This window comes from Streptomyces sp. NPDC048639 (assembly GCF_043199075.1).
GTDB lineage: Bacteria > Actinomycetota > Actinomycetes > Streptomycetales > Streptomycetaceae > Streptomyces.
The window spans coordinates 227,322-247,437 of sequence record NZ_JBICVP010000008.1 but is presented as its reverse complement, the minus strand read 5'-3'; the positions used below and the strand labels follow the sequence as shown (position 1 = coordinate 247,437).

Here is a 20,116-nt window from a genome sequence, read left to right as displayed (position 1 = left end):
ATGCGCCGGGCCGGCCGCGACAACAGAAGACTTCCGGCGGGCAAACGCTCGTACGGACCCTGACACCGGTACCTGATACGGCCGGTGCAGACACCAAGGAGAAACACCATGCCGAAGCCCGCCAAGGGCGCCCGTATGGGCGGCAGCGCTGCGCACGAGCGGCTCATGCTGGCGAACCTCGCCACCGCGCTGTTCGAGCACGGCCGCATCACGACCACCGAGGCCAAGGCCCGTCGCCTGCGTCCGGTGGCCGAGCGTCTGATCACCAAGGCGAAGAAGGGCGACCTTCACAACCGCCGTCTGGTGCTCCAGACCGTCCGCGACAAGGGTGTCGTCCACACCCTGTTCACGGAGATCGGCCCGCGCTACGAGAACCGTCCGGGCGGCTACACCCGGATCACCAAGATCGGCAACCGCCGCGGCGACAACGCGCCCATGGCGGTCATCGAGCTGGTCGAGGCCCTGACCGTGCAGCAGGCGGCGGTGGGTGAGGCCGAGGCCGCCACCAAGCGCTCCGCCAAGGACGCTGCCGGTGACCAGGCCGTCGCGGACCTCAAGAAGGACGAGGCGGCCCCGGCCGCCGACGCCCAGGACGAGGCCGCCGAGGCCCCGGCCGAGGAGTCCAAGGACGCCTGAGGCCCTCCCCCGCGCGAGCGGGGTGAGCCGGATGCCTGAGCCATCCGATGGCTTGTTGGACGGGCCCGCACCCAGTTTCGGCTGGGGGCGGGCCCTTCCGTTTGGGTCCGCACGGATCCGCAGGGAGAGGAACGCGTGGGGTGAGTGACGAGGTGGAGCCCGGCTTCGTACGGGTCCGGCTGGACCTTGCGTACGACGGCAAGGACTTCTCGGGCTGGGCGCGGCAGCGGGAGCGCCGTACGGTCCAGGGCGAGCTGGAGAGCGCCCTGCGGACCGTGATGCGGCTGCCGGAGCCGGTCGAGCTGACGGTCGCGGGGCGTACGGACGCGGGGGTGCACGCCCGCGGCCAGGTCGCGCACGTCGATCTGGCCGATGAGGTGTGGACCGAGCACCGCGAGAAGCTGCTGAGGCGGCTCGCCGGCCGTCTTCCGCACGATGTACGGGTGTGGAGCGTCGCGGAGGCCCCCGAGGGCTTCAACGCGCGATTCTCGGCGATCTGGCGCCGCTACGCGTACCGGGTCGGCGACCGGCGCGGCGGGGTGGACCCGCTGCGCCGCGGGCATGTGCTGTGGCACGACTGGCCGCTCGATGTGGACCTGATGAACCGGGCGGCCAAGCGGCTGCTCGGCGAGCACGACTTCGCCGCGTACTGCAAGAAGCGCGAGGGCGCGACGACGATCCGCAAGCTGCTCGACCTGCACTGGGAGCGGACGGACGACGGCCTCGTGGTCGCGACGGTCCGGGCGGACGCCTTCTGCCACAACATGGTGCGCGCCCTGGTCGGGTCCCTGCTGCTCGTCGGCGACGGACACCGTCCGGTCGACTTTCCGCGCGAGGTCCTCGCGGGCCGGGTGCGGCACTCCGCGGTGAATGTGGTGCGGCCGCACGGGCTCACGCTGGAGGAGGTCGGCTACCCGCCGGACGATCAGCTGGCGGCGCGCAATCTGGCGGCGCGCAACAAGCGGACCCTGCCGGGGGCCGGGACGGGCGCCGGCTGCTGCTGAGGCCGCGGGCCGCCGTGGGCGGCGGGCCTGTCACGCGCCCCGGCGAGGGTGTCACGGGCCCCGACGAGGCCGCTGCCGGGCTACGCCGAGGTGTCCTGCGACCAGACGTGGGTGCACGCCGGGCACTGCAGATGCACCACGTGACCGCGGTTGGACAGCAGGTAGCGCCAGTGGTCCGCGCACGTACGGCCCCCCAGGCAGGCCTCGCAGTCGAGGTGGTCCTCGCAGCGGGGGCAGGGGAGCCAGGCCCGGCGGGCCCGGTCGGCGTCGGGGTCAAGCGGAAGCACGGCCGTCCTCGGGACGGGCGGGCAGAACGCCCTCGGCCACCAGGCGGTCGTGGATCTCCTGCTGGCGCTCGTCGAGGTCGGAGTAGAGCATCCGGTAGGCCTCGTCCTCGGCCTCCATCACGGCGGCCGGGTCCCACTCCGGGCCCATCGCCGCGAGAACCTCGGCGCGGCGACGCGCTTCCTGGTGGGTGAGGTCGATCTCGAATATGTGCGGGTCGGAGGCGCTGTCGTGGGCCATGGGTGAGCTTTCGCCTCCTGAAGTGGAATACCTGCCTCCGTGCCTATCACCCGTGGAGGCGCCCGAGGAAGCCGGGAGCGGGAGATACGCGTCACTCCGTACGCGGGGGTGGCCCTGACTGCGGACGCGCACTCCGTTCTGCTGACGCGCGGGGCTCCGGAACCCGTACATGCGGCGCTCCCCTTCGCTCAGGCCCGACGGGGCCTGCGGCGCCAGGCGCGCAGCAGACGGCCTCCGACGTAGAGCGTGGCGCAGGTGGCGAGTGAGGCCCGCAGGGCGTCGACGCCGGGGGACCCCCATGCGTAGACCGTGGTGGGCAGGAAGACCAGAAGCGCGATCGAGCGCAGGGCCCACCAACGGGTCGGCAGGCGGGCCGAGTCGGGCCGCGCGCCGTTCTCGCCGGGCATGGTGCCCGGCTTGGCCGTCACCGATTCGCGGAAGCCGGTGAGCAGGCCGCGGCGGGCGATGACCCGCGCACCGGGGAACCCTTCGAGGACGTCCGCGCGCTCGCCGAACCCGGTGGGCGGGGCGGGCAGGCCGAGCACCCGTACCAGGTCGGACTGGCGGCGGGCCGCCTCGTCCGAGCTGCGCAGCAGCGCCGTCAGCGGTCGGGTGTCGGCGACGGGGAAGGCGGTGGACAGGGCCCGGGCAGTCGTGGAGGCGTCCTCCAGGGACGGGATCGCCGCGGCCGGATCCCAGTGATGTCCGGCCGTGCGCCTGCCGCGCTGGAAGACGGTGAAGCCGGACCGGTCGCCGCTGCGGTGGAGGACGATCGCCGGCCACTTCTCACCCGTGGTCAGGGTGTCGACGGCGGCGATGAGCGGCTCATCGCCGAGGAGCGTGCCACGCACGGGCGCATCCGGATCGGCGGCCAGCTCCACGTACGTGGCCGACGGCCCGGCCGGGGCGACGCGGAGCGATGCATTGCACATCAGGGCCGCCTGGGCGACCTGGTGCGGCGCGGCCGCGCAGATGGCGAGTGTCCTCGGGGCCCACTCGGGGTGGTCGGGCGGGGAGGTGCGGGGCGGGTGCGGTGTGCCGAAGAACGGCGTCTGCATGGCGACCTGCATGCGCACGCCCGTACGGAAGTCGAGGAACTCCTTGCGCGGGTCGCCGAAGCAGGCCCAAGGGGCGCTGCGGGCGTGCACGCCGATCGCCCGGAACACGTCGAGCGCGACGGTCCACCGGCCGGCACGGAGCAGCATCAGGGCGAGGTGGTTGCGGACGCCGGCGACCTCCGGGTCGCCCGGGTCGTACCAGGAGGAGAGCTCCAGGGCGCGGTCGATCGCCGCGGCGATGCGGTCCTCGGCGAACGAACGCGCCCCGGTGGACTTCCCGGTGCTGCCGGCCGCGAGCTCGTACTCGACGGCGGCGAGGAGGGGGAGGGCGTGCAACTGGGAGCCGGGAAGGGCCGCGTCGGCGGCGTGCTCGGCGAAGGCGAACATCTCCTCGTGCGAGCCGTACCACTTCTTGCTCAGGTACTGGAGCGCGGTGCTGTGGCAGCCGTAGTGGTGCGGGGCGCGCTCGACGGCTTCCTCCCAGTACGCGTCGAAGACCTCGCGCGGGGCCTGGACGCCGCGGGCGTGGGTGAGGGCGATGCGCCAGGGCACGGGGTCGGTCGGGTTGAGGTCCGCGGCGGCCCGGATGACCGGGACGGCGTCCTCGAGGAGGGCGAAGAAGGCGCGGAACTGCTCCGGTGACACCTCGGCGGCGCGTGCCGCGCTGCGGACGCGCCACGCCTGGTCGATGCTGAGGCCGGCCTTGACCAGGACGGCGTCCGGGTCCTCGGGGGACGCGGCGAGCCAGGCGTCCAGCCAGCCGGGGTTGTGCACGGCGAACTCGGCCAGGGTGGAGACGTAGCGGTCGCGCCGCTCCCACTCGGCGCCGAGCCGGGTGCCGGCGAGCAGATCGCGGACCTGGGCGAAGTCGCCCGCGCCGGCGGCGGTGATCGCGGCTCGCAGGGGTGCCTCGGGGGCGTCCAGGACCACGGCTTCGTCGGGCGGCAGGTCGGTGCCGACGCGCGAGCCGTGGCGCAGCATGCGCGGGAAGGCGGTCAGGGCGCGGAGGAAGGGCACGGTCGTTCATTCAACGATCCGTGCCACGCTCCCGACCAGGGGGTTCCGATGACGATGCGATATCGGTCGCGCGTTTGTCCCGGTGCGCGCGGTACGCCACGGCCCGGACGGACCCGCTCCGCGCTTCCTGGCCCAGGTCCGGGGCGCCGCCGGGCCATGCCTGTCCCGGGGCGCCGCCGGTCCGGGCTCAGTTCGCCGTCTGCTTGGTCGCCGCCGCGGACGCCTGGTCCTCGCCGCGGTCCACGATGCGGCTGAAGGTGTAGTCGGCGATGTCCTTGCCGGCCTGCCGTGCCTTGGTGTCGGAGTCGGTCACCGCCTTGCCGGAGGTGAAGCCCGAGACCGTGAAGTAGGCATAGCGGCCAACGGCGTTGGTGGTCAGGCGGCAGGCGGTGGCGCGGCAGAAGGTGGGAATGCCGTCGCCCGCGAGCGATTGCACGTTGCCGTTCGCCTGGTCCTTGGCCTTCGTCGCCTGTGCCGCGGTGTCGAACACCGCGACGCCGACGGTCACCGCGACGCCGCCGCGCTCGAAGCTCGCGCGGATCAGCCGGGTGCAGTCGTTGCGGTTGAGCGCGGACGCGAGGCGGCCGGAGACGCCGGAGGCGCAGTTCTTGCTGGAGGCCGAGGCGCCCCGGTCGTACGAACGGCTGCTCATCGTCACGGACTTGCCGGGGAAGAGGGTGCCGGCGCTGAGCGGGGCCTTGTCCTTCTTCCCGTTGGAGATGAAGTCGATGGGCTTCGGCGGCGGTGGTACGGAGACGTCCGAGAAGGTGGGCTCGGGCTGATCCGGCTCGGCGGGCAGCGTCTCCGGCGTCGGCAGCGACTGCGGACTGTCGTCGGAATCGCCCGCGTTGACCACCGCGGTCGCCACGAGCACGGCCACCGCCGCGGTCGCGGCCGCGCCCCCGATCATCAGCGTCAGCCGCCGCTTGCGCTTGCGCGACGCCGTACGGTCGGCCATGGCACCCCAGTCGGGTGTGCCCTGCTGCGAACCCCCCGGGCCCGTAGGCCCCCCTTGCCCAAAGCTCATGGCGCGCATCCTACGGAAGAAAAACGGGTTGGTGCGCGGGTGGTCCGGAGCCCACAATGCGCGGCATGGGGCATATCGAGGCGGCGCATGTGGAGTACTACCTGCCTGACGGGCGCGTTCTGCTCGCGGACGCCTCGTTCCGGGTGGGCGAGGGCGCGGCCGTGGCACTGGTCGGGGCGAACGGCGCCGGGAAGACCACGCTGCTGCGGCTGCTGGCGGGAGAGCTGACGCCGCACGGCGGTTCCGTGACGGTAAGCGGCGGTCTGGGCGTGATGCCCCAGTTCGTGGGGAGTGTGCGCGACGAGCGGACCGTACGGGACCTGCTCGTCTCCGTCGCCCAGCCCCGCGTCCGGCAGGCGGCGAAGGCCGTCGACGACGCCGAGACGGCGATCATGACCGTGGACGACGAGGCCGCGCAGATGGCGTACGCGCAGGCGCTCAGCGACTGGGCCGAGGCGCGGGGATACGAGGCCGAGACGGTCTGGGACATGTGCACCACGGCCGCGCTCGGCATCCCGTACGAGAAGGCGCAGTGGCGCCAGGTGCGGACGCTCTCGGGCGGCGAGCAGAAGCGGCTCGTGCTGGAGGCGCTGCTGCGCGGGCCGGACGAGGTGCTGCTGCTCGACGAGCCGGACAACTACCTCGACGTGCCCGGCAAGCGGTGGCTGGAGGAGCAGTTGGGGGAGACGCGGAAGACGGTGCTCTTCGTCTCCCACGACCGGGAGCTGCTCGCCCGTTCCGCGGAGAAGATCGTCAGCGTGGAGCCGGGCCCGGCCGGGAGCGATGTCTGGGTGCACGGCGGCGGCTTCGGCACGTACCACGACGCGCGGCGCGAGCGCTTCGCCCGCTTCGAGGAGTTGCGCCGCCGCTGGGACGAGCGGCACGCGCAGCTGAAGCAGCTCGTGAACACGCTCAAGAACAAGGCCGCCTACAACGACGGCCTCGCCTCCCGCTACCAGGCCGCCCAGACCCGGCTGCGGAAGTTCGAGGAGGCCGGGCCGCCGCAGGAGCCGCCGCGGGAGCAGGACATCCGCATGCGGCTGCGCGGCGGGCGCACCGGCGTCCGCGCCGTCACGGCGAAGGGCCTGGAGCTGACCGGCCTGATGAAGCCGTTCTCGCTGGAGGTCTTCTACGGCGAGCGCGTCGCGGTCCTGGGGTCCAACGGCTCGGGCAAGTCGCACTTCCTGCGGCTGCTCGCCGGGGACGACGTACGGCACACGGGGGAGTGGAAGCTCGGCGCGCGCGTCGTGCCCGGTCACTTCGCGCAGACCCATGCGCACCCCGAGCTGGAGCGCCGCACCCTGGTGGACATCCTCTGGAAGGAACATGCCAAGGACCGGGGCGGGGCCATGTCGGTCCTGCGCCGGTACGAGCTGGAGCGCCAGGGCGACCAGCCCTTCGGCCGGCTCTCCGGCGGCCAGCAGGCCCGATTCCAGATCCTGCTGCTGGAGCTGGAAGGCACGACCGCGCTCCTCCTGGACGAGCCCACGGACAACCTGGACCTGGAGAGCGCGGAGGCGCTCCAGCAGGGCCTGGAGGCGTACGAGGGAACGGTTCTGGCCGTGACGCACGACCGCTGGTTCGCCCGCTCCTTCGACCGCTTTCTCGTCTTCGGCCAGGACGGTCTGGTGCGGGAGGCGGCGGAACCGGTGTGGGACGAGGGGCGCGTGGTGCGGGCGCGCTAGGCGGTGCGGGCGTGGTGCGGGCGTGGTGCTGGAGGGGGCAGCCGCACCGGGCCCGCGGGGGCGATTTTGACCCTCTACCTCCGGGCCGGTATTCTGCCAGTTCGTTATGCGTACTGGCTTGCTCGTTCTCACGTGAGAGGCCGTTACGCCGGTTCACCGGGCCGATGACCAGCGGCGTGCACTCGGTATGCGTCACCGATGTGCGGCCAGGGCTGTCGTGATCGTCCGGGTGGCCTTGTAAAGGACCCGTCCTCTCAGCCCTTGCGGGTCTGGGGAGACCCCATCACTGAAGAAGCGAAGGCTACGACCGTGCGTACGTACAGCCCCAAGCCCGGCGACGTGACGCGTCAGTGGCACGTCATCGACGCCACCGATGTTGTTCTGGGCCGTCTGGCTACCCAGGCCGCCACCCTTCTCCGGGGCAAGCACAAGCCGGTTTACGCGCCGCACGTTGACACTGGTGACTTCGTCATCATCATCAACGCCGACAAGGTGCACCTCTCCGGCAACAAGCGGACCCAGAAGATGGCTTACCGCCACTCCGGTTACCCGGGTGGTCTGCGGTCCGTCCGCTACGACGAGCTGCTGGACAAGAACCCCGAGAAGGCCGTCGAGAAGGCCATCAAGGGCATGCTCCCGAAGAACACCCTGGGCCGTCAGATGCTCTCGAAGCTGAAGGTCTACGCCGGCTCCGAGCACCCGCACGGTGCCCAGCAGCCGGTCCCGTTCGAGATCACCCAGGTCGCGCAGTAGTCCGGCCATCCCCAAAGACGAAGAGAATCTGAGGAGCATCGTGGCCGAGACCACCGCTGAGACCCCGCTCGAAGAGGTCGAGGAGTACACCACCGAGACGCCCGAGCAGTCGGAGTACACCTCCGAGTCGCTCGCGTCGCGCTTCGGCGAGCCGCAGCCTGCCGCCGGGCTCGGGCGCCGCAAGAACGCCATCGCCCGCGTCCGCATCGTGCCGGGCAGCGGCCAGTGGAAGATCAACGGTCGCACCCTTGAGGAGTACTTCCCCAACAAGGTGCACCAGCAGGAAGTCAACGAGCCCTTCAAGGTGCTCGAGCTCGACGACCGCTATGACGTCGTCGCCCGCATCAACGGTGGCGGCGTGTCCGGTCAGGCCGGTGCGCTGCGCCTCGGCGTTGCCCGTGCGCTGAACGAGGCGGACGTGGACAACAACCGCGGCCCGCTGAAGAAGGCCGGCTTCCTGAGCCGGGACGACCGCGCCGTCGAGCGCAAGAAGGCCGGTCTGAAGAAGGCCCGCAAGGCGCCGCAGTACAGCAAGCGCTGATCGCTCGTTTCCGTACGCCCGCCCCGGCGGCACTGCATTGTGCCGTCGGGGCGGTCGTATATGGGCAGCCGGAGAGCGTATACAGACATAAGGCGCTCATACGCCGCTCATTTCGACAGCAACTCGGAGGACACCAGTGGGACGACTCTTCGGCACGGATGGTGTGCGCGGTGTCGCGAACGCGGATCTGACGGCAGAGCTGGCGCTCGGCCTGTCGGTCGCGGCGGCACATGTGCTCGCCGAGGCGGGTACGTTCGAGGGCCATCGGCCGACGGCGGTGGTGGGGCGTGACCCGCGCGCTTCCGGAGAGTTCCTGGAGGCCGCCGTCGTGGCCGGCCTCGCGAGCGCGGGCGTGGACGTTCTGCGCGTCGGTGTGCTGCCCACCCCCGCGGTGGCGTATCTCACCGGCGCGCTGGGCGCCGACCTCGGCGTGATGCTGTCCGCCAGCCACAACCCGATGCCGGACAACGGCGTCAAGTTCTTCGCGCGCGGCGGGCACAAGCTCGCCGACGAGCTGGAGGACCGGATCGAGTCGGTCTACGAGGAGCACAGGTCGGGTGAGCCGTGGGACCGGCCGACGGGCGAGGGCGTCGGCCGCGTGCGGACGTACGACGAGGGGTTCGACAACTACGTCGCGCACCTCATCGGCGTCCTGCCGAACCGGCTCGACGGGCTGAAGGTCGTCCTGGACGAGGCGCACGGCGCGGCCTCGCGGGTCTCTCCGGAGGCGTTCGCGCGGGCGGGCGCCGAGGTGGTCACCATCGGCGCGGACCCCGACGGCCTCAACATCAACGACAACTGCGGCTCCACGCACATGGATCAGCTCCGTGCCGCGGTCATCGAGCACGGCGCCGATCTGGGCATCGCGCACGACGGTGACGCCGACCGCTGCCTGGCGGTGGACGCGCAGGGCAACGACATCGACGGCGACCAGATTCTCGCGGTCCTCGCCCTCGCGCTGCGCGAGGCGGACGGCCTGCGCAAGAACACCGTCGTCGCCACCGTCATGTCGAACCTCGGCTTCAAACTGGCCATGGAGCGCGAGGGCATCGCGATGGTGCGGACGGCGGTCGGCGACCGCTACGTGCTGGAGTCGATGAAGAACGAGGGCTATGCGCTGGGCGGCGAGCAGTCCGGCCACGTGATCATCCTCGACCACGCCACGACCGGCGATGGCACCCTGACCGGCCTGATGCTGGCGGCGCGGGTGGCGGACACCGGCCGCAGCCTCGCCGAGCTGGTGTCCGTCATGGACCGGCTGCCCCAGGTGCTGATCAACGTCCCGGACGTCGACAAGTCCCGTGTCGCCACGTCCCCGGAGCTGGCGGCCGCGGTGGCCGAGGCCGAACGTGAACTGGGCTCCACCGGCCGGGTCCTGCTGCGGTCCTCCGGCACCGAGCCGCTCGTACGGGTCATGGTCGAGGCCGCGGACATCGAGCAGGCGCGCTCGGTGGCCGGACGGCTGGCGGACGTGGTGAAGTCCGCACTGGGCTGAGCGAAGCGTTGGCGGCGGAGCCGGTACGGTTCTGCCACCCGCACCCGCACCCGCACCCGCACCCGATCGCGCCGGGCGTCCGGGCTGGGCCCTCTGAGGGGGGTTCGGCTTCGGGCGTTCGGCGTTCTTGCGCTGTCCGCTGTCCGCTGTCCGCTGTCGGCTGTCGGCTCGGGGCGCCCGGCGTTGGCGTTCGGCATCGGGCCGGCGTGGCCGGGTCCCGTCCGCCGGTTCCGCGGGCCAGGACGGCGACGGGCATGAACGCGCCGCTACGAGGCGGCTGTTCGGGTCCCGGGCAACGGGGCGGGTGGGTGAGGCGGAGGTGTCGTCCGCGTCACGCCGGGCCAACGGGCGTGTGGCGGTGGAGTGGAGGATTCCGTCCCTTCTTCGCCCGCTCCGCGAACCGGCTGGTAACTGGTGGTTTCTTCGAGTGCGGATCCGGCCACCCGCCCTAGGATGACGGTTCCTCGTCAAGCTCCAAGCGCGCAGAGAGAGCCTTTTGCGTAGGGAAGACGCCGACCCAGCCCACGACGCCCTGCACCGGACCGGCTCCCCAGCCCGGTCGCACGACGCCCCCGCCCAACCTGCCCTCGTACGCCCCTATGCCCGCCTCCCCGCCCGTATGGTCGAGGCACCCGTCACGCTCACCCGGTCCCTGCTCGACAACCTGACCAAGCCCGGGGACGAAGTCCCTTCCGGCGGCAGCCGGTCCCGGCGCGACGTGCCCCCCGGGTGGCAGGCGCTCCGCAGACTCCGCGGCTCGATCGCGGAGGGCGGGCGCGGAGGGCTTCGCGCCGCGTTCGCGGGCGGTACCGCGGCCGGACTCGTCCTCGTCCTCGCGGCGGTCATCGCCCATCAGGCCGGTGTGTGGCCGTTCGGGGTCGCGCGCCACGAGGCGGAACCGCCCGCGCCGCGGGCGCCCGTGGTGCCGCCGGAGCCCAGCGACTCCGCCCCGGTGAAGCCCAGCCCCGGCGACTCACCGCCCCGGAAGGAGAGCCCGTCGCCGGACCGCCCGTCGAAGTCCCCCGGGAAACCGTCCGGTTCGGCGTCCCGGCCCGCCCAGCCCAGCCGCTCCCCGGAGCCCACGTACAGGGGAGGCGGGGGCGCCGGCGCGGGGCCGCAGCGGGGCGACCGCGGCTGCCGCGCCTCCTGGCAGGTGGACAGCCAGTGGGAGCACTTCACCGCCACGATCAGGGTCATCAACACGTCCGGAGCGACGATCCACGGGTGGACGGTCGGCTGGACATGGCCCGGTGACCAGAAGGTCGTCGACAGCTGGAACGCCGGCTTCAGGCAGTCCGGCCGCAACATCACCGCGGCCAACGACGACACGCACGGTCTGGTCACCGCGACCGGCGAGACCACGTTCGGCTTCGAGGCCACCGGCAGCGGAACCCCGGCGCCGCTCCTGAGCTGCTGGGCGGAGTGACGCGGGAGGCGTGACGGCGGACGCGTGACGACCGGACGTATGACGGCGGACGCGTGACGACCGGACGTATGACGGCGGACGCGTGACGACCGGACGTATGACGACTGGACGTATGACGGCGGACGCGCGACGAGCGGCGCCGGGTGCGGCCGTCGGCTAGGCCGCCGACTTCGTCGTGCGCTCGCGCTGCCTCGCCCAGAACAGCTTCTGGGCCAGGAGCGTGAGCGTGCCCGCGACCACGATCCCCCCGAGATTCAGCAGGAGTTGCTCGGACGAGCCACGGGCCTGCGCGAACTCGCCGTAGCTCAGCGCCACGGCGGCGTTCGCCGCGGCCGGGACGGTGGTCACCGAGATCGCCACGCCCACCAGCGCACCGGACTTCGCCGAGGTGAGCGACAGCGTCCCCGCGATGCCCGCGAGGACGGCCACGACGAAGGAGAAGAGGTCCGGCTGCCAGATGAAGTCGGTGTTCGGGCGTTCGGCGGTGACGTCGGAGGTGTGGAAGAGCCCGAACGCGTCCATCATCTCGCTGAATCCGGCGGTCAGTGCCATGGCGACGGCGAAGCCGACGAGCAGGGCCAGCAGCGAGCGCCAGGCCAGCCGCGGGGCGCGCTGCACCAGGGCGGTGCAGATGCCCGCGAGCGGACCGAACTCCGGGCCGACGGCCATCGCACCGACGATCAGGATCGCGTTGTCCAGCACCACACCGCAGGCGGCGATCATCGTGGCCAGGCTGAGGAATGCCAGGTAGGTGACCGAGAGCGTCGACTCCTCGTGCGTGGATTCGGCCAGGTGCTCCCACAGGACGGCGTCCGCGCCCTCGCCCGGAGCGTCGTCCTCCGCCCGGTCCGCGCGCTTGGAGAGCGACAGGTCGATGTTCTCGACGGCGATGGCGCCCTCGTCCTCCAGGCCCAACTCGCGCAGTTCGGCGAGCAGTCCGTCCGCGGCCTCCCGGGCGACGTCGCACATGACGACGTCACCGGCGGGATCGCGGGCGGCTCCCGGCAGCAACGCCACATGCGTGGTGCCGATGTTGTCCTCGATGCGTGCCAGCACGTCCTCGGTGCGGTCGGCGGGCACGATCAGGCGGAGATGCAGCACGGCCCCGCTCCTTCCCCCATAGTCAGAGTTTCCGCAGGGACAGACGCTGGACCTTGTGGTCGGGGCCCTTGCGCAGCACGAGGTTCGCCCGGCCCCGCGTCGGGGCGACGTTCTGTTCCAGATTCGCCCGGTTGACGGTGCGCCAGATCATGCGTGCGTAGTCCAGGGCCTCGTCCTCGGTGACCTGCGTGTACTTGCGGAAGTACGAGTGGGGGTTCTGGAACGCGGTCGCGCGCAGCTTGCGGAAGCGGCCGAGGTACCACCGCTCGATGTCCTCGGCGCGGGCGTGCACATAGACGCTGAAGTCGAAGAAGTCGGCGAGGCCGAGGCGCGTACGGCCGTCCTTGCCGGGCAGGGCGGGCTGCAGGACGTTGAGGCCCTCGACGATGAGGATGTCGGGGCGGCGCACGGTCATGCGCTCCCCGGGCACGATGTCGTAGATCAGGTGCGAGTAGACGGGCGCCGTCACCTCGTCCTTGCCGGACTTCACATCGGCCACGAAGCGGGTGAGTGCGCGGCGGTCGTAGGACTCGGGGAAGCCCTTGCGGGACATCAGGCCGCGGCGGTGCAACTCGGCGTTGGGGAGCAGGAATCCGTCGGTGGTGATCAGCTCCACGCGAGGGTGCTCGGGCCAGCGGGCGAGCAGGGCCTGGAGGAGGCGCGCGGTCGTCGACTTGCCGACGGCGACGCTGCCCGCGACGCCGATGACGAAGGGCGTGCCGGGCTGGGCGCCGTGGCCGTTGCCCGCCTCGCCGAGGAAGGTGTTGAGCGCGCCGCGGAGGTTGCTGGTGGCGCCGACGTAGAGGTTGAGCAGCCGGGAGAGCGGGAGGTAGACGTCACGCACCTCGTCGAGGTCGATCACGTCGCCGAGCCCGCGCAGCCGCTCGACCTCCTCGGCGGTCAGGGGCAGCGGGGTCTTCTCGCGCAGGGCGCTCCACTCGGCGCGGGTGAGGTCCAGGTACGGGCTGGTCTCGGGCCGTCGCCGTTCGGGGCTGCGCGGTGCTGCTGCTGCCGTCGGTGAGGTGATCGTCACGTCCCTCATTGTCGGGGCTCGGAGGCCGGGGCGGGGCGTGGTGTCGCTCACGCCGGCGGGTGTGCGCGGGAGGTCCGGGGTGGTTGCCCACAGGGCGCGCGGAATGTCAGTGGTGTGCGTCACAGTTGTGGGAGACATGCGCCCGAGGCGGACGTCCGCAGAGGCAAGGGGAACTTCCATGACGTACGCGATCCAGGCGGAGGGCCTGGTCAAACGATTCAAGGAGACCCATGCGCTGGCCGGTGTGGATCTGGCCGCGCGCACGGGCACCGTGCTCGGGATGCTGGGGCCCAACGGTGCGGGAAAGACCACCGCGGTCCGGATCTTCGCCACTTTGCTGCGGCCCGACGGCGGGAGGGCCACGGTCGCCGGCCACGACGTGGTGAGGGAGGCCGGCCTGGTCCGCTCCGTCGTCGGGCTGACCGGGCAGTACGCGGCGGTCGACGAGAATCTCACCGGCACCGAGAATCTGCTGATGATCGGCCGCCTGCTGGGCATGCCGCGCCGTGACGCGCGCGTGCGCTCGGCCGAGCTACTGGAGCGCTTCCAGCTCAGCGACGCCGCCGGTCGGGCGACCAAGACGTACTCCGGCGGTATGCGGCGGCGCCTGGACCTGGCGGCGAGCCTGGTCGGCAGGCCGCAGATCCTGTTCCTCGACGAGCCCACCACCGGGCTCGACCCGCACAGCCGCGGTGAGCTGTGGGAGATGCTGCGCGGCCTGGTCGCCGAGGGCGTCACGGCCCTGCTCACGACCCAGTATCTGAACGAGGCGGATCAGCTCGCGGACGACATCGTGGTCATCGACAAGGGCCGGGTGATCGCCAAAGGTACGCCCGACGAGCTGAAGTCCCAGGTCGGAGGCCAGGTGCTACAGCTCCAGCCGGTCCACGCACCCGATCTGGCCAGGGCCCACGCACTGATAGCCGAGGAAGCCGGCCCGCAGACCCAGATCGAGGGCGATGCGATCACCGCTCCGGTGAACGATCCCGCGCTGATGCCCGCCGTCGTACGCCGGCTCGACCAGGCGGGGATCGCGGTGGGGGAGCTGGCGCTGCGCCGCTCCTCGCTCGACGAGGTCTTCCTGGCGCTGACCGGCCACCGCGCCGAACCGGAGACGCGAGAGGGCGAGGATCCCGCCGCGGGCGAGGACGCGTTCGAGAAGGTGGGGAGCCCGTCATGACCGCCGCGACGTTCACCCCACCGCTGACCAAGAGCGGGCGGGTGCGGCTCGGCGCCGGGCTGCGGCAGACGGCCACGATGGCGTGGCGGAGCCTGGTGTCGGTCAAGCACAACCCGCTCGAACTGGTCGACTACAGCGTCACGCCGATCATGTTCGTGTTCCTGTTCACGTTCGTCTTCGGCGGCCAGATGGCCGGTTCGCCCAAGGAGTACCTGCAGTACGCGCTCGCCGGGATCATCGTGCAGAACACGCTGTTCATGAGCATGTACACGGCCATGGCGCTCAACTCCGACCTGACCAAGGGCGTCTTCGACCGGCTCCGCAGCCTGCCGATAGCACGCTCCGCGCCCCTGTTCGGCCGGATCACCGCCGACCTGGCCAAGCAGGTGTGGGCGATGCTGCTGATGATCGCGCTGGGCATGGTGCTCGGCTTCCGGGTCACCGGTGGTGTCGACGGGTTCTTCGCGGCCCTGCTGCTGTTGGTCGTCTTCGCCGCGGCGGTGTCCTGGAGCGCGGTGCTCGTCGGCATGCTCGCGGGCGACCCGGAGAAGGTTCAGGTCTTCACGTTTGTGCTGATCTTCCCGATCACCTTCACCAGCAGTGCGTTCGTCCGGGTCGACACGATGCCTGGCTGGCTCCAGGCGTGGGTCGACGTGAACCCCGTGACCCACCTTTCGGATGCCTTCCGCGGCCTGCTGGTCGGTGGTGAGGTGGCGGGGCCCGTGCTGTGGTCGCTGGTCTGGGCGGCCGGGATAGCCGCCGTGTTCCTTCCGCTGGCGATGCGGGCGTACCGGGCGAGGGTCTGAGCGCCGGACGCTCTGAGGCCGGACGCTCTGAGGCCGGACGCTCTGAGGCCGGGCGCTCTGAGGTCGGGCGCCCTGAGGACGGCGCCGGGATCCAGATGCCCCTGACACCGGGGGCCGGGCTACGGGTGCCGCCGAGACCGGGCCGGTCACGGGTTCGCTGAGGCCGGGTGCCGGGTGCCGGGTGCCGGGTGCCGGATCCCGGCGCCTGTAGGCCGGAGGCCGGATCCGGGTGGCCGTGTATCGGGTGTCGGATCCGGGTGCCGAGGCGGGCCGAGTATCGGGCGGGGGTCCGGATGCCGGCCGCGCCCGTTCCGGACCGTGCCCGAGTGCCGTGCGGCGTGGGGCCCGCACCGGTCGTGGGGCCGGGCGCCCGGGCGCCCGGCCCGAGCGCCTCCGGCGTACGCACCCCGTGGTGTGAGGAGCCCGGTGCGCCCGGCGCTCCGCCTGAATGCTGCGGTTCCGGGAGCTGGTTCGCGAAACGTCTGTACCCGGGACGTGATTGGCCGCTACGGTCGCCGCGGGGGAAAGCCGACGACGTCATCCCTGGGGGGCCGATGTCCGTATACATCCCGACACATATGCCCGCGCGTCTGCGGGATCTCCGGCGCCGGCGAGCGGAGCGCGCCACTGCCGCCCGCCTCGCCCAGCGTGACTTCGCCGGTCTGATCCAGAGCGATCTGGCGGCCGAACTGCCGGACGAGGACGTTCGGGAGGATCTCGACGACTCCCTCGACCTCTACGAGCCCGGCAGCAAGCCCCGTTGCGAGGAAGTGGAGTACATCGCCCTGCTCAGGGAGGCCATCGAGCGGATGGAGCGTGGCCGGTGAACGAACCGGGGATGCACGCGACGTAGGCTGCCGCCATGTGCGGAATCGTTGGCTATGTGGGAGGGCAGTCCGCCCTCGATGTCGTGATCGCCGGTCTCAAGCGGCTGGAGTACCGGGGCTATGACTCGGCGGGGGTCGCTGTGCTCGCCGACGGCGGGCTCGCTGCCGCGAAGAAGGCGGGCAAGCTCGCCAATCTGGAGAAGGAGCTGGCCGACAGGCCGCTGCCGAGCGGCAACACCGGCATCGGCCACACCCGGTGGGCCACCCACGGTGCCCCCAACGACGTCAACGCCCATCCGCATCTGGACAACGCCGGCCGCGTCGCCGTCGTCCACAACGGCATCATCGAGAACTTCGCCGCCCTGCGCGCCGAGCTGACCGACCGCGGCCACGAGCTCACCTCCGAGACGGACACCGAGGTCGTCGCGCATCTGCTCGCCGAGTCCTTCTCCTCCTGCGGCGACCTGGCCGATGCGATGCGGCAGGTCTGCCGGCAGCTCGAGGGCGCGTTCACGCTCGTCGCCGCCAGCGCGGACGAGCCGGACGTCGTCGTCGGGGCCCGCCGCAACTCGCCGCTCGTCGTGGGCGTCGGCGACGGCGAGTCCTTCCTCGCGTCCGACGTGGCCGCGTTCATCGCGCACACCCGCGAGGCGATCGAGCTCGGCCAGGACCAGGTCGTGGAGCTCCGCCGCGACGGCGTCACCGTCACCGACTTCGACGGCGCGCCCGCCGAGGTGCGCGAGTTCCACGTCGACTGGGACGCCTCCGCCGCCGAGAAGGGCGGCTACGACTACTTCATGCTCAAGGAGATCGCCGAGCAGCCCAAGGCCGTCGCCGACACGCTCCTCGGCCGGATCGACGCGGCCGGCTCGCTCTCGCTCGACGAGGTCCGCATCCCCGACTCCGTCCTGCGCGAGGTCGACAAGGTCGTCATCGTGGCGTGCGGAACGGCGTTCCACGCGGGCATGATCGCCAAGTACGCGATCGAGCACTGGACACGGATCCCCTGCGAGACCGAGCTGGCGAGCGAGTTCCGGTACCGGGACCCGATCCTCGACCCGCGGACGCTCGTGATCGCCATCTCTCAGTCCGGCGAGACCATGGACACGCTGATGGCGCTGCGCCACGCGCGCGAGCAGGGCGCGAAGGTGCTGGCCATCTGCAACACCAACGGCTCGACGATTCCCCGGGAGTCGGACGCCGTCCTCTACACGCACGCCGGCCCCGAGGTCGCCGTCGCGTCGACCAAGGCCTTCCTCACCCAGCTCGTGGCCTGCTACCTGGTCGCCCTCTACCTGGGCCAGGTGCGCGGTACGAAGTGGGGCGACGAGGTCCGGTCCATGATCCGCGACCTGTCGGAGATCGGCACGCAGGTCGAGCAGGTGCTCGGCACGATGGAGCCCGTACGGGAGCTGGCGCGGACGCTGGCGAAGAAGAACACGGTGCTCTTCCTCGGGCGGCACGTGGGGTACCCCGTGGCGCTGGAGGGCGCGCTCAAGCTCAAGGAGCTGGCGTACATGCACGCCGAGGGCTTCGCGGCGGGTGAGTTGAAGCACGGGCCGATCGCGCTCATCGAGGACGACCTGCCGGTGGTCGTGGTCGTACCGTCGCCGCGGGGACGCTCCGTCCTGCACGACAAGATCGTCTCCAACATCCAGGAGATCCGGGCCCGGGGCGCCCGCACGATCGTGATCGCGGAGGAGGGGGACGAGACGGTCGTGCCGTACGCAGACCACCTCATCCGCATCCCGGCCACCCCGACGCTGCTCCAGCCGCTGGTCGCCACCGTGCCGTTGCAGGTCTTCGCCTGCGAACTGGCCACGGCCCGCGGCAACGAGGTCGATCAGCCGCGCAACCTCGCCAAGTCCGTCACGGTCGAGTGACCGGATCGGTGGAGGACTCGGTGACCGCACAGGTGGCGGGATCAGTGACCGGACCGGACACCGGATCGGGGCGGGCGTGATCATCGGGGTCGGCATCGACGTGGCCGAGATCGACCGCTTCGAGGCGGCACTGGAGCGTACGCCCGGTCTCGCGCGGCGTCTCTTCGCCGAAGCGGAACTGTGGCTGCCCAGTGGCGAGCGCCGCGGGGTCGCCTCCTTGGCGGCGCGGTTCGCGGCCAAGGAGGCCCTGGCCAAGGCGCTCGGCGCACCCACCGGACTCCACTGGACGGACGCCGAGATCGTCACGGAGGACAGCGGCCGCCCGCGGCTGCGCGTCACCGGCACGATCGAGGCTCGCGCCTGCGAACTGGGCGTCCGCGACTGGCACGTCTCGCTCAGCCACGACGCGGGAGTGGCGTCCGCGGTGGTCATCGCCGAGGGCTGACCGGCCGTCGACGGCACCGGGAGCTCTCAGCGGGCAACGGCCCGGCCGGCTCGCGGTCCCAGGCGCAGCGCTGGTGCGTCGTGCCGGTGCGCCGTGCCCGGAGAAGATCGTGCCGAGATCGCGCGCCGCGTCCGGGTCTTGGGAAGACTGGGGGCATGAGGACTGCCTACAGCGTGGAGACCGTACGGGGCGCCGAGCGGGAGTTGATGGCGCGGCTGCCCGAAGGGGCGCTCATGCAGCGCGCCGCTGCCGGGCTGGCCGCCGCCTGTGCCGATCTGCTCGGGCGCGTATACGGCGCCCGCGTCGTGCTCCTCGTCGGCAGCGGCGACAACGGCGGCGACGCCCTCTACGCCGGTGCCCGCCTCGCGCGCCGCGGAGCCGGTGTCACCGCCGTCCTCCTCGCTCCCGACCGCACCCACCCCGCCGGCCTCGCCGCGCTGCGCGCCGCCGGCGGCCGCGCGCTCCCCGCGGCCGGGAAGGGCGACGGGGACAACGACGGTGCGGACAAGGGCGACGGTGCCAAGGACGGCGGGGACGACGAACGCGTCCTCGCCCGCGCCGACCTCGTCCTCGACGGAATCGTCGGCATCGGCGGGCGCGGTGGACTCCGCCCCGACGCCGCACGGCTCGCCGACGCCGCGCGCGCATCGGGTGCCGCCATCGTCGCCGTCGATCTGCCCAGCGGCGTGAACGCCGACTCCGGCGAGGTCGAGGGCCCCGCCGTGCACGCCGACGCGACCGTCACCTTCGGCGCGTACAAGCCCGGACTGCTCATCGATCCCGCGGCGATGCGGACCGGTGCCCTGCGCCTCGTCGACATCGGCCTCGGTCCGTTCCTGCCGGGCGCACCCGATGTGGAGGCCCTGCAGCACGCGGACGTCGCCCGGATGTTGCCGGTGCCCACGGCCGAGAGCGACAAGTACCGGCGCGGGGTGATCGGTGTCGTGGCGGGCTCCGCGCGCTACCCGGGCGCTGCCGTGCTCGCGGTGTCGGGCGCACTGCGCGGCGGCGCCGGCGCCGTACGGTACGTCGGCCCGGCCGCGGACGCGGTCATCGCCCGCTTCCCCGAGACGCTCGTCCACGCCGGGCCGCCCGCGAAGGCGGGCCGGGTACAGGCGTGGATCGTCGGCCCGGGTCTGGGCGACGGTTCGGACGCCCAGCAGTCCCTGGACGACGTCATCGCTTCCGACGTGCCCGTGCTCGTCGACGCCGACGGGCTGCGTCTGCTCGACCGCGAACGCGTCCGCGCGCGCCGTGCCCCCACCGTGCTCACCCCGCACGCCGGCGAGGCGGCGGCACTGCTCGGCGTCGCGCGGGAGGAGGTCGAGACGGCGCGGCTGGCAGCCGTACGGCGGCTCGCATCGCAGTACGGGGCGACGGCGCTGCTCAAGGGCTCGACGACGCTGGTTGCCGACCCCTCCGGCGAACCGGTGCGGGCCAACCCGACCGGGACCGGCTGGCTGGCCACGGCCGGCAGCGGCGACGTGCTGTCGGGGCTGGCCGGTGCGTTTCTCGCCTCCGGGCTGGGGGCTCGGGACGCGGCGTCGGCCGCGGCGTATGTGCACGGGCTGGCCGGCCGTCTCGCCGCGGGCCGCGAGGGCGGCCCCATCGGCGCCTCGGACGTGGCCGAGGCCCTCGCCCCGGCATGGCGGGACATCGCCGCGACGGCATGAT

19 protein-coding genes are annotated in these 20,116 nt (G+C 72.1%); 13 read left to right on the top strand and 6 right to left on the bottom strand.

Going from position 1 to position 20,116, the window contains the following annotated elements; translation table 11 throughout:
* Positions 1–108: 108 nt before the first annotated feature.
* Entirely contained in the window at positions 109–636 is a 528-nt protein-coding gene (gene rplQ / locus ACGFNH_RS22925; protein WP_393656535.1) for a 50S ribosomal protein L17, read from the top strand.
* A gap of 140 nt (positions 637–776) precedes the next feature.
* Positions 777–1,640: a tRNA pseudouridine(38-40) synthase TruA gene (gene truA, locus ACGFNH_RS22920; protein WP_393656533.1), complete on the top strand. Its 864-nt coding sequence runs from the start codon at positions 777–779 to the stop codon at positions 1,638–1,640.
* Positions 1,641–1,720: 80 nt separating this feature from the next.
* Here the strand turns inward: truA and ACGFNH_RS22915 are convergent, their stop codons facing one another.
* The 4 genes from ACGFNH_RS22915 to ACGFNH_RS22900 form a co-directional block, all read right to left on the bottom strand.
* Positions 1,721–1,927: a hypothetical protein gene (locus tag ACGFNH_RS22915; RefSeq protein ID WP_393656531.1), complete on the bottom strand. Its 207-nt coding sequence runs from the start codon at positions 1,925–1,927 to the stop codon at positions 1,721–1,723.
* A complete protein-coding gene (locus ACGFNH_RS22910) occupies positions 1,914–2,165 on the bottom strand; it encodes a DUF6400 family protein (RefSeq protein WP_393656530.1) in 252 nt (83 codons plus the stop codon). Before ACGFNH_RS22910 ends, ACGFNH_RS22915 begins: the two co-directional genes overlap by 14 nt.
* Before the next feature lie 188 nt (positions 2,166–2,353).
* A complete protein-coding gene (locus tag ACGFNH_RS22905; protein WP_393656528.1) occupies positions 2,354–4,240 on the bottom strand; it encodes a hypothetical protein in 1,887 nt (628 codons plus the stop codon).
* A gap of 187 nt (positions 4,241–4,427) precedes the next feature.
* The gene (locus ACGFNH_RS22900; RefSeq protein ID WP_393656526.1) at positions 4,428–5,267 is read right to left on the bottom strand and encodes a hypothetical protein; all 840 of its coding nucleotides are present in this window, start codon (positions 5,265–5,267) and stop codon (positions 4,428–4,430) included.
* Positions 5,268–5,332: 65 nt separating this feature from the next.
* On the opposite strand from ACGFNH_RS22900, the gene ACGFNH_RS22895 reads away from it, so the two are divergent.
* From ACGFNH_RS22895 to ACGFNH_RS22875, 5 genes are all read left to right on the top strand, one after another.
* Positions 5,333–6,952, top strand: a complete 1,620-nt coding sequence (locus ACGFNH_RS22895; protein ID WP_393656524.1) for an ABC-F family ATP-binding cassette domain-containing protein — start codon at positions 5,333–5,335, stop codon at positions 6,950–6,952.
* A gap of 309 nt (positions 6,953–7,261) precedes the next feature.
* On the top strand, positions 7,262–7,705 hold the full coding sequence (gene rplM, locus ACGFNH_RS22890) for a 50S ribosomal protein L13 (protein WP_393656522.1): 444 nt from the start codon (positions 7,262–7,264) through the stop codon (positions 7,703–7,705).
* A 40-nt stretch (positions 7,706–7,745) separates the two neighbouring features.
* Positions 7,746–8,246, top strand: coding sequence for a 30S ribosomal protein S9 (gene rpsI / locus ACGFNH_RS22885; RefSeq protein ID WP_393656520.1), 501 nt, complete (start codon positions 7,746–7,748; stop codon positions 8,244–8,246).
* 136 nt (positions 8,247–8,382) lie between these two features.
* Positions 8,383–9,741, top strand: a complete 1,359-nt coding sequence (glmM, locus tag ACGFNH_RS22880) for a phosphoglucosamine mutase (protein ID WP_393656518.1) — start codon at positions 8,383–8,385, stop codon at positions 9,739–9,741.
* 619 nt (positions 9,742–10,360) lie between these two features.
* Positions 10,361–11,167, top strand: coding sequence for a cellulose binding domain-containing protein (locus ACGFNH_RS22875; RefSeq protein WP_393656516.1), 807 nt, complete (start codon positions 10,361–10,363; stop codon positions 11,165–11,167).
* Positions 11,168–11,323: 156 nt separating this feature from the next.
* On the opposite strand, the gene ACGFNH_RS22870 is transcribed toward ACGFNH_RS22875, so the two are convergent.
* Both ACGFNH_RS22870 and coaA read right to left on the bottom strand, forming a co-directional pair.
* On the bottom strand, positions 11,324–12,268 hold the full coding sequence (locus ACGFNH_RS22870; protein WP_393656514.1) for a DUF389 domain-containing protein: 945 nt from the start codon (positions 12,266–12,268) through the stop codon (positions 11,324–11,326).
* 22 nt (positions 12,269–12,290) lie between these two features.
* Positions 12,291–13,310 carry a type I pantothenate kinase gene (coaA, locus tag ACGFNH_RS22865; RefSeq protein ID WP_393656881.1) on the bottom strand — a complete coding sequence of 340 codons (1,020 nt, stop codon included), beginning with the start codon at positions 13,308–13,310 and terminating at the stop codon, positions 12,291–12,293.
* Between the two features lie 169 nt (positions 13,311–13,479).
* Between coaA and ACGFNH_RS22860 the strand changes: the two genes are divergently transcribed.
* From ACGFNH_RS22860 to ACGFNH_RS22835, 6 genes are all read left to right on the top strand, one after another.
* Positions 13,480–14,481: an ATP-binding cassette domain-containing protein gene (locus tag ACGFNH_RS22860; RefSeq protein ID WP_393656512.1), complete on the top strand. Its 1,002-nt coding sequence runs from the start codon at positions 13,480–13,482 to the stop codon at positions 14,479–14,481.
* The gene (locus tag ACGFNH_RS22855; protein WP_393656510.1) at positions 14,478–15,287 is read left to right on the top strand and encodes an ABC transporter permease; all 810 of its coding nucleotides are present in this window, start codon (positions 14,478–14,480) and stop codon (positions 15,285–15,287) included. The genes ACGFNH_RS22860 and ACGFNH_RS22855 overlap by 4 nt, the downstream gene beginning before the upstream one ends.
* A gap of 554 nt (positions 15,288–15,841) precedes the next feature.
* Complete coding sequence (locus ACGFNH_RS22850) at positions 15,842–16,114, top strand: hypothetical protein (RefSeq protein WP_393656508.1); 273 nt, start codon at positions 15,842–15,844, stop codon at positions 16,112–16,114.
* A gap of 35 nt (positions 16,115–16,149) precedes the next feature.
* Positions 16,150–17,997, top strand: a complete 1,848-nt coding sequence (gene glmS, locus ACGFNH_RS22845) for a glutamine--fructose-6-phosphate transaminase (isomerizing) (RefSeq protein ID WP_393656506.1) — start codon at positions 16,150–16,152, stop codon at positions 17,995–17,997.
* 76 nt (positions 17,998–18,073) lie between these two features.
* Positions 18,074–18,442 (top strand): holo-ACP synthase, encoded by a 369-nt coding sequence (locus ACGFNH_RS22840; protein ID WP_393656504.1) that lies wholly within the window; start codon positions 18,074–18,076, stop codon positions 18,440–18,442.
* A 155-nt stretch (positions 18,443–18,597) separates the two neighbouring features.
* Positions 18,598–20,115, top strand: coding sequence for an NAD(P)H-hydrate dehydratase (locus ACGFNH_RS22835; protein WP_393656502.1), 1,518 nt, complete (start codon positions 18,598–18,600; stop codon positions 20,113–20,115).
* Position 20,116: the final 1 nt, after the last annotated feature.